The sequence below is a fragment of the Chrysanthemum yellows phytoplasma genome (assembly GCF_000803325.1).
Lineage (GTDB): Bacteria > Bacillota_I > Bacilli_A > Acholeplasmatales > Acholeplasmataceae > Phytoplasma > Phytoplasma asteris.
On the sequence record NZ_JSWH01000128.1, the window covers coordinates 1 to 3,039 of the forward strand.

2 protein-coding genes and 2 pseudogenes are annotated in these 3,039 nt (G+C 28.7%); all 4 read right to left on the minus strand.

The annotated features are described in order from the left end of the window. Positions 1-51 precede the first annotated feature (51 nt). A complete protein-coding gene (locus OL66_RS02545) occupies positions 52-516 on the minus strand; it encodes an SVM family protein (RefSeq protein ID WP_034172332.1) in 465 nt (154 codons plus the stop codon). Between the two features lie 59 nt (positions 517-575). After that, a pseudogene (locus tag OL66_RS02550) lies at positions 576-1,311 on the minus strand (effector). A gap of 66 nt (positions 1,312-1,377) precedes the next feature. Next, positions 1,378-2,568 carry a hypothetical protein gene (locus OL66_RS04355; RefSeq protein WP_238568805.1) on the minus strand — a complete coding sequence of 397 codons (1,191 nt, stop codon included), beginning with the start codon at positions 2,566-2,568 and terminating at the stop codon, positions 1,378-1,380. Beyond that, positions 2,492-2,974: pseudogene (locus OL66_RS02565) on the minus strand (hypothetical protein); the annotation flags it as partial. The gene OL66_RS04355 and the pseudogene OL66_RS02565, both read right to left, overlap by 77 nt. Positions 2,975-3,039: the final 65 nt, after the last annotated feature.

The following is a 3,039-nucleotide window of genomic DNA, read 5'->3' on the forward strand; positions in this document are numbered from 1 at the left end:
TTATTATTTTAAATTGATTTTGTAATTTAAACATAAATTAAATCTCCTTTTTTATTTTTTATAATCATTCTTTTTGGAACTTTCTGATTTATCAATTGGACATTTATAATTTCTTTTCATTAAATTCATAGGTTGAAGTTCATCATCTGATAATTCGTTTTCATCATCATTTATTGCAGAACTGATATTTTGTATAGAACTTTCTGGTTGTTCAGATAATCTATTATTGTTTTTTCTTTTATTATATTTGTTGATTTCTGTTGTAATACATTTTTGTTTATGTGAAAGTTCTGATTTTTTTTCGTTATTAAGTTTTAAAATTGTTAATTCGCTTTGTATTGCTAATTCTGCTTTTACATATAAGGCATATTCTTTATCATTAGAAATTTCACTATTATTACTACTATTTTTATTACCCATTGCCATCACTTGATAATTATTATTAATAAATAACAACCCTAAAAAAACTAATAAACAAATATTTATTATTTTAAATTGATTTTGTAATTTAAACATTAAAAAAATCTCCTTTTTATTTCTTTAAATTTAACATATTTGAAAGTTGTTAAATTTTATTACCAGTCAGGGATGGTTCTTTTATTATTTTCAGCTTCTTGAACTTTATCATTATTGTGTTTATCTTGGTAAATCGACAAGGTTTTACGGACTGGGTTGAAGTGAAGGTGAAAATCAGTTAATTTGAAATTAGAATTGGAAACACGTGCGCGACCAAGGTAATAGTCTTTGTCTTTGTCTAAGAATTGTTTAGGACCTTTGTATTTAAGGATTAAACAGTTACCACTTGAGTTTTCTTTGAATTGTTTTTCGAAATTGATATAATAATGTAAATAGCTGTCATGTTTAGTATCAAATTGAGCATGTTCGAATCCATTCACGGATGTTTCCTCATAAGTTAGCCCTTTGTTATTCCAACGGTCGAAAGGATAACGGTCTTTGATGTAATTGGCGAGGTTTGAAGGTTCTTTTTGTTTTTCGAGGCGTTTTTGAGCGATTGAAATATCGTTATGACTACCTTTTTTTTTCTTGAAGTTGTTTTTCATAATAACCAATTCCATTAAGGCCATCAAAGGTGTATTTGGCTTTAATCATGGTACATTTGTTATTATTATCATGCCATTCTTCGATGTTTTCAAAATTAGTTTCTTTTATGCTGGAAATTTCTTTTTTTGGTAATTCTGGCAATTTAATGATGTTCATTTCGGTTAAAACGAAAAAACCAATCAATAAAAAAAGAAGTACCCCTAATATGATAAAAAACCATTTAATGATTTTTTTAATAATATTAAACATGATTAGTTCCTTTCGGGTAATTTATAACATACCAATATTTTAACACATTTGACTTTTGAATTTTAATTAAAACCATTTTTTGAACCAAGAAGTTACTTTATTAACATTTTCCTTTGCGCTTTTAACTCTTTGTCTTACATCTTCTTTAATACGATATTTTAAAGGTTGAATTGCGGCACTATAGCTGAGCTTTTGATCTTGGATAATTAAATCGATTTTTTTTAATTTTTCTGTTTTTTGTGTTAATTTCTCGCTTTTGGTTTTTAATGTTGATTTAGTTGTTTCATGGGCTTTTTGTTCGTCTTTTTGTTCTTTAAGTTTGTTGATTTCATGACGGAGTTCGGCGTTTTCTTCGATGTATTTACCTGAAGTGTTTTCTAAAGCCTTAATGGTTCCTTCGAGTGCTTCAATGTGAAGGCCTTGTTTTACCCATTTGTCGATTTGTTGTTCTAATTCCTCGCTTAAACGGTTAATTTCATTTGCTTGTTCGTTGATGATTTGGTTTAAGTGTGTGATTTCTTGGTCTTTTTGGTAAATAGTTGCTTGATATTCTTTTTCTTTTTGTTGAAAATTAGTAGTTAATTGATTGATTTCATTTTGGAGTGCTTGTTTTTCTTGTTCGGATAAAGCTTGATTGGTGATTAATTCTTGGTTTTTCGTTTCGATTAAGGCTTTTTGTTCTTGGAGTTGGTTTTGGAGTTGTTCGGTCATTTGGTTTTGTTCGTTAATTTGTTGGATTAATTCATTAATTTGTTTTTCTTTTTCGGTGTTGATGGTTTTTTCTTGGTGCAGATCAGTTTCTAGTTGATTAATCTTTTGATCTTGGGTAAAGATTTCGTTTTCTTTAGAACGTATTTTGTCAGTTTGTTGATTGATTTCCTTTTGAAGTTCTTGTTTTTCTTGTTCGGATAGTTTTTGATTATTTTCTAATTCTTCTTGTTTTTGAGTTAAATCATGTTCTAAATTAGCTTTTTGGGTTTCTAAGGTTAAACTATTAATTTTTTCTTGTTGGAGTTGGATTTCTAATAAGTTTTTTGCTTTGATGATTTCTTCAGGAGTTAGTTGTTGCGTTTCAGTGTTTTTGGTAGTTTCTTTTAATTCCTCACCAAGTAGTGGTGTTTGTTGGAGTTGTTCTTGTTGCAATAAGATAGGTTCAGTTGTTGATTCAACTGAACCTTTATCAGGGATTGTTAAGGTTACCAGTTTCTTTTTCTTCTTGATTTGTTTCTTCTTGATTTGTTTCTTCTTTGACTTCATTATTATTAGTTAAAGTTGATTCTTCATTTTCAATAATAGTTGGATTGAATGATTGTTTAATAGATGGTGCTTGGAAGATGGGTGTTGGGGGATTTTCCATTTTATGGGTTAATTGTTTTGGTGGATTAGGGATTTTAGTTTCTTCGTGATAAAATTGGTAAAGTTCATAAGCAGTTGAAGCTAAAGAAACCCAAAATAAAGCTTTACTACCAATTTTAAGGATTTTACCGCCGACATTCGCTATTTTGGAAGTAGCTTTTTTTTGAATGATGGCTTTAGTTCCTTTTTTGATAGTCTTTTTCTTCCCGCTTTTTAACCAATTACCTACTTTCCCAATTCCCAAACAAATCCCGATGACGCTTAAAGTAGTGGCTAGATAATAACCTAATTTATTTTGCGGTGAAGGATTTACATAATGAAAATAAAAAACTTAAAAAAGAAAACGAATATATGAAAGATACTCCTTATGAG